Genomic DNA, 7,370 nt, shown 5'->3' with positions numbered 1-7,370 from the left:
CGTCCCCCACGTCCCCGCCCCCGCCTGTCACGCCCGTTCCGGGCGATACGCGAGCTAAGGAGCTCCGCGATGAGCGACATGATCACCGCGGACCTGGTCGACCTCGACCTGTCCGCCGGCACCAAGGAAGCGGCGGCGCGCGCCCTCGCCGAGCGGTTGGTGGCCCACGGCCGGGTGACCGACCTGGAAGGCTTCCTCGCCGACGTGGCCGCCCGTGAGGCGCAGATGCCGACCGGCCTCGACGGCGGCATCGGCATCCCGCACTGCCGCAGCGAGCATGTCACCGAGCCGTCGCTCGCCTTCGGCCGCAGTGCGGTCGGCGTCGACTTCGGCGCGGCGGACGGACCGGCCGACCTGATCTTCCTGATCGCCGCTCCGGCGGGCGCCGACGACGCCCATCTGACGATCCTCTCGTCGCTGGCCCGGCAGTTGATGAACGCCGAGTTCACCGCCGCGCTGCGGTCGGTGGGCGACGCGTCGGCCGCCGCGGCGCTGATCCGCGGGGAGGAGCCGCCCGGCCGTGAAGGCGACTTTGAAACGGACCGCGAAGGCGACTCCGAAGCCGACCGCGAAGGCGGCTCCGAAGGCTTGGAAGGCGGCTCCGAAGGTGACGGGAACACCGTGGTGGCCCCGGCGGCGGCCTCCGCCGGGGCCACCACGGGCAGTGCCGACGAGGCGCGTGAGGCGGCGGGGCCCGAGCGGCCGGAGCGTCCCTTCCGTGTCGTCGCCGTCACCTCCTGTCCCACCGGCATCGCGCACACGTACATGGCGGCCGAGTCGCTGGAGAACGCAGGCCGTGAGGCGGGCGTCGAAGTCGTCGTCGAGACCCAGGGATCGGCCGGCTTCACCCGGCTCGACCCGGCGGTGATCGAGGCGGCCGACGGCGTGATCTTCGCCCACGACGTGCCCGTACGGGACAAGGACCGCTTCGCCGGGAAGCCCACCGTCGACACCGGTGTGAAGGCGGCGATCAACCGGCCCGGCGAACTGATCGGCGAGGTCCGCGAGAAGGCGGCCCGCGGGGAGGTGACGGCGGCCGGTCCCACCGGCACGACGCCCGTCGAGCGCGTCGGCGAGTCCGGCGAGGGGTACGGAACGAAGCTCCGCACGTGGCTCATGTCCGGCGTCAGTTACATGGTTCCCTTCGTCGCCGCGGGTGGTCTGCTCATCGCCCTCGGCTTCGCGATCGGCGGCTACGAGATCAACAAGGCGCCGTCGGTGATGGACCACTTCGTGTGGTCCCAGGCCGACAGCTGGGCAGCGCTGCTGTTCCAGATCGGCGGCGTGGCCTTCGCCTTCCTGGTTCCGGTGCTGGCCGGCTACATCGCCTACGGCATGGCCGACCGCCCCGGTCTGGTCCCCGGCTTCGTCGGCGGCTCGATCGCGCTGACCGTCAACGCCGGCTTCCTCGGCGGTCTGGCGGCAGGGCTCATCTCCGGTGCCGTGGTGATGGCGATCCAGCGGATACGCATCCCGGCGGCCCTGCGCGGCATCATGCCCGTGGTGGTGATCCCGCTGATCTCCACGGCGATCGTCGGCCTCCTGATGTTCGTGGTGATCGGCAAGCCCATCGCCTCCGCGCAGGAGGCGATGACCGACTGGCTCAACGGCCTGTCCGGCGCCAACGCCGTCCTGCTCGGTGCGCTGCTCGGCCTGATGATGTGCGCCGACCTCGGTGGTCCGGTCAACAAGGTCGCCTACACCTTCGCCACCGCCGGCATCGCCGTCTCGGATCCCAGCGACCCGGCGATGAAGATCATGGCGGCGGTCATGGCGGCCGGCATGGTCCCGCCGCTGGCGATGGCCCTGGCCACCACCGTGCGCGGCAGGCTCTTCAACGCCGCCGAGCGCGAGAACGGCAAGGCCGCCTGGGTACTGGGCGCCTCCTTCATCTCCGAGGGCGCCATCCCGTTCGCCGCGGCCGACCCGCTGCGGGTGATCCCGTCCTCGATGGTGGGCGGCGCGATCACCGGCGCCCTGTCGATGGCGTTCGACGCCACGCTGCGCGCCCCGCACGGCGGTGTCTTCGTGGTCCCGCTGATCGGCAACCCGCTGCTCTACCTGGTCGCCATCGCGGCCGGCGTCTGCGTCACCACGGCCCTGGTGCTCGTCCTCAAGGGCCTGCGCAAGCGGACGCAGGACGCGGCGGCGCAGGGACCCGGCGCCGTCGGCCCGTCGGCCTCGACGCCGGGCGCGGAGCAGCCGGTGGCCGCGTAACGGACGTCAGGACAGGTGTCAGGCGCGGGGGCGACTTCCGGGCCGGGTTCCCCCGGGGACCCGGCCCGTCCCCGTACTCACGGCCCGCACGCTCAGGTGACCTGCGCGGCGCGCCGCTCCATCGCCCGGCGGGCCGCGTCCTCGCTCGCGTAGACCTCGCACATGTGCCGGCCGTCGGGCGTGGCCGTGTGCTCGACCTCCCAGAGGGAGAGCTCACCACCGTCACCCAACAGGAACGCGTGCTCGTAGAGCGAGAAGCCGATTCCGGCACGTCCCGTACGGCCGGGGCCGCCGAAGGCCTGCGTGATCTGGTGCGCGGACGCCGTGGTCAGCAGGGCGGCGACGTCCGCGCCGGGCCGGTCCGTGTTCTCCGCGCGGCGCAGCAGCCGCCGGGCGTGGTCCGCCGAACCGTCGATGACGTAGGTGTGCCGGGGCGCGGGGACCGCGGCCAGCTGCACCTGCACCGGCAGCTCGAAGTCCGGGGTGTCCGGCGGCAGGGCCAGCCCGGTGGTGGCGGTGCGCAACTCCTCCTCGTCGATGTACACCTCGTGCTGCGGTTCACCGCCCGGGACGGTGTTGTGGACGAGCTCCCAGAGGGTGAGCGCCGTGCCGTCGACGAGCAGCCAGGTGTGCCGGTACGTCTCGCGGTGCAGCCCCGCGCTGTGGTGCGCGGAGTGCAGGGAACCGTCGTACGCCAGCGCGCAGTCCAGGCGCCGTATCGTCTCGTCGGGCAGCTCGAACGAGTTCAGGGCGCGACCGAGCAATCGCATGAGGTGCTCCTCCGGAGACTCGGGCGACTCGGGTGGTTCGTACGCTGCCGTCTCGTACGGAACGCTCAAGGTTTCTCCCGGCGTTGCTGCATGTCACCTTGTGGGTGCATACCGTAGCCCCTCGGTCGGACATCATGTCCGGGAACCGAGAAAACGTGCGCATGAAAAACGCGCGGGCCGCGAGGAAAATTCCCACGCGTCCGACGGCCCGTCAAAAGCCGCTGCTCAGCGGGGGAATGCCGCGCACATGGACCCCTGTGAGCCCGTGTGCGCCCCTTCGCGTGCGCCCTCGCTCGCCCGCACCCCGTGCTCCTTCCCCCATGCCCCTTCCTCCGTGCCCCTTCCTCGTGTCCCTTTCCCGTGCGGCCGCTAACGCTTCTGCCCGTACAGCTCCCCGTACGACGGCCACGCCCCGCCCGGTCCGTCCACCGGATCGGCGGCCCGTACGGCGCGCACGATCGCGCGCGTCACCACGTCCGGGCCCGCCGCCAGCACCTCGTTCAGCGCGAGTGGCTGCGCCGCGTCGAGCGGGCGCCGTCCGGTCGCCAGGGCGAACACCGTGTCTCCGTCGCTGAGCAGGTGTACCGGCCGGACCGCGCGCGCGATGCCGTCGTGTGCCGTGCCGGCCAGCTTCTGCGCCTGCGCCTTCGACAGGTCGGCGTCGGTGGCGACCACGGCGAGCGTGGTGTTGAGCGGGGGCGGAGCGTTGCGCGCCGCGACCTCGGCGAGGCGCAGTCCCGCGGCCTCGTGGACGCCGGGCTCGGGATACCGCACCCGCCGCCCCTGGAACAACTCCCCGTACAGCACCCCCGTTTCCGGGTCCGTCACCGACCCCGCCGCGTTCGCCACCACCAGCGCCGCCACCGTGATGCCCGAGTCCAGCACGGTGCTCGCGGTGCCGATCCCGCCCTTGAGCGAGCCGACCACGGCTCCCGTACCCGCCCCGACGCACCCCTCGGCCACCGGCGCACCCGGCGCGCTCGCGTGGGCCGCCTCGACCGCCGCCCGTCCGGTGGCCGCGTCCGGCCTGGCCCGGAAGTCGCCCCCGCGCCCCAGGTCGAAGACGCAGGCGGCCGGCACCACCGGCACGACGTGCGCGGGGTCCGGGCCCACGCGCACCCCGCGCCCGCGCCCCTCCAGCCAGGCCATCACCCCGGACGCCGCGTCGAGCCCGTACGCGCTGCCGCCGGTCAGCACCACCGCCTCGACCTTCTGCACCAGGTTGCGCGGATCGAGGGCGTCGGTCTCCTTGGTGCCGGGCCCGCCGCCGCGCACGTCCACCGCGGCGACCGCCCCGCCTGGTGGCGCGAGCACCACCGTCGTGCCCGTGAGCCACCCGTCGCCGATGCGCGTCGCGTGCCCGACCAGCACGTCGGCGACGTCCGTCAATGCGTCAACTGTCATGGCGCCAGTGTCGGCCAGGCCACGGCGGCTCCGGTGGTATCAGGCCGCGGGCGCCGCCGTGCCCCGCTGCCGTCCATCCCGCCACGCGGAGAGCGCCACCCCGGCCGCCACGGCCAGCACCAGGACGATCCCCGCCGCGAGCACCGCCAGGTCGCCGAGGAAGGTGCAGCAGACGACCAGCAGCGCGGCCACCGGCAGCACCGACTGCTCGGCGACGCCCACCTTGAAGTGCCGCGCGTGCAGCGCCCACACCGTGAGCAGGAACAGTGCCGTCGGAAGGGTCACCGAGGCGGATGCCGCGAGCGTCGAGATGTGCGCCTGGCCCACCGACTGCTCCACCGCCACCTCCAGACCCGCGCCGATCGCGGCGGCCGAGGCGAACACCAGGTAGTGGCCGTAGCCCCACAGGAACGACTGCTTGTTGGACCGCAGATGGCCGTGGACGGGCACCACGAAGTACACCCACCAGGCGGCGAAGACGATCAGCAGCCCGCCCGCCGCGATCGGCAGCAGCTCGCCCAGCGCGTCGTTCTCGTCGATGCCCGACTTCACCGCGACCGTGGCCGCGGCGATGGTCTCGCCGAGGACGATGATCGTGAACAGTCCGTACCGCTCGGAGATGTGGTGCGGATGCCAGGACGACGGGTGCTTCTTCTCCGCGAACGCCGGCACGCACAGCTCCAGCACCACCATCACCAGGTACAGCCAGCCTCGCCCGCCCTCCGGCAGGAACAGCAGTCCCAGCCAGCCGACCTGGCAGACCAGCACGCCACCGGCGTATCTCAGGGCCATGGTGCGCTCCGGCGGCTCGGCGGAACGGGCCGCCCTGAGCCACTGCGCCGCCATGGCGACGCGCATGATCACGTAGCCCAGCACGACGGCCAGGTAGTCGTGGTCCGTGAAGGCCCGGGAGACCCCGGCCGCGAGGACCAGCACACCGGCGATCTGCACCAGGGTGACGAGCCGGTAGAGCACGTCGTCGTTGTCGTACGCCGAGGCGAACCAGGTGAAGTTCATCCACGCCCACCAGATGGCGAAGAAGACCATCGCGTAGTCGAGGACGCCCTCGCCGGTATGCCCTTCGGCGACCGAGTGCACCAACTGGGCGCCGGCCTGGGCGATGGCGACGACGAAGCACAGGTCGAAGAAGAGCTCCAACGGCGAGGCGACGCGGTGCGCCTCGTGCCGGCTGCGGGCCGTGAGTCTGCGCAGTGGCCGGTGACCGTCGGACGGGCCGGGGGGTGCGCTTGCGGAGACGTGACTGGACATCATGGCTCCCAGCAGAGCAGAGACGGCGCGAACGCGCTTGCGAAGGCTCCGCCCGCCGGGACGAGCCGGGCGGGCGGAACGCCGTCCGCGGGGCGGGCCGTACCCTGGAAGGCATGAGTACCACGCCCGCACCCGAGCCCCGCGAGCCCAGGCCCGCGCTGGTCTTCGACGACCCGCTGGACCAGCAGTCCTCGGACGACACCGACCGCGGCTGGGGGGAGCGGCCCGCCGGTGACAGCGCGGCCGACCTGAAGCGCTTCCTCGACGAGAAGCCGCCCCACCACCTGTGAGCCGGGCGGACGCCCGCCCGCTGCCGAGCCGCGCCCGCTACGACCGGTCCCGGTCCTGACCCGGGCCGCGCTGGGCGACGAGCGCGTCGCGGATCTCCTTGAGCACCTCCAGCTCGGTCACCTCGATCATCTCCTGCGTGCCCTCCTTGGCCTTGCGGCGTGCCTCCTGCCGGGCCAGGTACTTCGACATGGGCAGGACCATCAGGAAGTAGACGACCGCCGCTGTGATCACGAACGACAGGGTGGCGCCCAGCACCGAGCCCCACAGGATGCGCACGCCCGTCGCGCTGTCGCCCGTACCGGTGCAGGGGCCCTTGAGACAGGAGCTGTAGCTGTCCAGGCTCTGGGTGCCGAACGCTCCGACCAGGGGATTGATGACCCCCTTCACCACCGAGTTCACGATGTTGGTGAAGGCGGCGCCGATGACTACCGCCACCGCCAGGTCGATGACGTTTCCGCGCATCAGGAAGGCCTTGAAGCCCTGCCAGATGCTCGGCTCGTTCTTCTCGCTCACCTCGGTGGCTCTCCTCGCATGAACAGGTGGGGGGATAAAACGCTCCGCAACCTACGCCAGCGTTGGGCCACCCTGTCCAATCCGGTCGCTCGAACGAGGGACTTGACAGGCTCAGCACAGCGTCACCGCCAGCCGTGACAGGGCTCCCGCGCCGACCAGCCGGTGCGCGGTGGCGCGCGGCACCGAGACCACGACCAGCGCACCGTCCGCCGAGCCGCCGTCCGCCGAGCCGCCGTCCGCGGGCTCCGGCACCTTCGTCACCCGTGCTCCACGGGCGACCACGGAGGCCTCGCCCGCGCCGCCGTCCCCGGCCGCGACGACGTCGACCCGGTCGCCCGGCCTGAGCAGCCGCACCGCGGCGGCGTCGGCGATCCGGACCGGCGCCGCCACCAGCTCCGCCCCGTGCCGTTTCCGTACCGGCTCGGTCACCGGGTGCCCGCGCGCCCGCTGGGCGTCCTGCCCGCCGGCCCCCGCGTGGGGGCCCGCCGCGACCAGTGCCGCGGCGGTGACGGCGAGCCCCGCGGCCACGGCGCGTCGCCGGTGCCGCACGAGGCGGTTCAGCTGTTGCCGCCCGCCGCGCACCCGGACGGGGGCGAAGTGCGGCACCTCGCACGTGGGGGGTGCGTCGGTGCCGAGGGGAAGCGGGAAGGGGACGGCGGAACGGGACACGGTGACCACCACCTGTGACGAGGGATCGGCTTGCGGTCCACGATGAGGCATCTCGCCGTCATCCGCCGGAGCCCGTGGACCACCCGCCGGTTGTGGACAACTCCCTCACCCGAACAGGACGTTCCGGCCCCCCGGACGCCTACCTGCTGCCCGGCCCCCTGATACCGCCCGACCCCGTACCCTCCGCCCGACCCCGTGCCCTCCGCCCGACCCCGAGCCTTCCGCCCGATCCCGAGC

The 7,370-nt window shown here is 72.8% G+C and carries 7 protein-coding genes; 2 read left to right on the top strand and 5 right to left on the bottom strand.

From position 1 onward, the window contains the following. Positions 1-69: 69 nt before the first annotated feature. Positions 70-2,217 (top strand): fructose-specific PTS transporter subunit EIIC, encoded by a 2,148-nt coding sequence (locus KUM32_RS29730; protein WP_217145072.1) that lies wholly within the window; start codon positions 70-72, stop codon positions 2,215-2,217. 92 nt (positions 2,218-2,309) lie between these two features. On the opposite strand, the gene KUM32_RS29725 is transcribed toward KUM32_RS29730, so the two are convergent. The 3 genes from KUM32_RS29725 to KUM32_RS29715 all read right to left on the bottom strand — a co-directional run bounded on the left by KUM32_RS29725 (position 2,310) and on the right by KUM32_RS29715 (position 5,663). Then, positions 2,310-3,056: a DUF6227 family protein gene (locus tag KUM32_RS29725; protein WP_217145071.1), complete on the bottom strand. Its 747-nt coding sequence runs from the start codon at positions 3,054-3,056 to the stop codon at positions 2,310-2,312. Positions 3,057-3,356: 300 nt separating this feature from the next. Beyond that, complete coding sequence (locus KUM32_RS29720; RefSeq protein ID WP_217145070.1) at positions 3,357-4,391, bottom strand: P1 family peptidase; 1,035 nt, start codon at positions 4,389-4,391, stop codon at positions 3,357-3,359. A 39-nt stretch (positions 4,392-4,430) separates the two neighbouring features. After that, on the bottom strand, positions 4,431-5,663 hold the full coding sequence (locus KUM32_RS29715) for a low temperature requirement protein A (protein ID WP_374227565.1): 1,233 nt from the start codon (positions 5,661-5,663) through the stop codon (positions 4,431-4,433). A 110-nt stretch (positions 5,664-5,773) separates the two neighbouring features. Between KUM32_RS29715 and KUM32_RS29710 the strand changes: the two genes are divergently transcribed. Then, entirely contained in the window at positions 5,774-5,950 is a 177-nt protein-coding gene (locus KUM32_RS29710; RefSeq protein ID WP_217145069.1) for a hypothetical protein, read from the top strand. Positions 5,951-5,987: 37 nt separating this feature from the next. On the opposite strand, the gene mscL is transcribed toward KUM32_RS29710, so the two are convergent. Continuing rightward, positions 5,988-6,464 (bottom strand): large conductance mechanosensitive channel protein MscL, encoded by a 477-nt coding sequence (mscL, locus tag KUM32_RS29705; RefSeq protein WP_217145068.1) that lies wholly within the window; start codon positions 6,462-6,464, stop codon positions 5,988-5,990. Positions 6,465-6,575: 111 nt separating this feature from the next. After that, complete coding sequence (locus KUM32_RS29700) at positions 6,576-7,070, bottom strand: hypothetical protein (RefSeq protein ID WP_217145073.1); 495 nt, start codon at positions 7,068-7,070, stop codon at positions 6,576-6,578. Positions 7,071-7,370: the final 300 nt, after the last annotated feature.

Source organism: Streptomyces sp. AC627_RSS907 (assembly GCF_019049165.1).
This window is presented reverse-complemented; position numbering and strand designations above follow the sequence as displayed.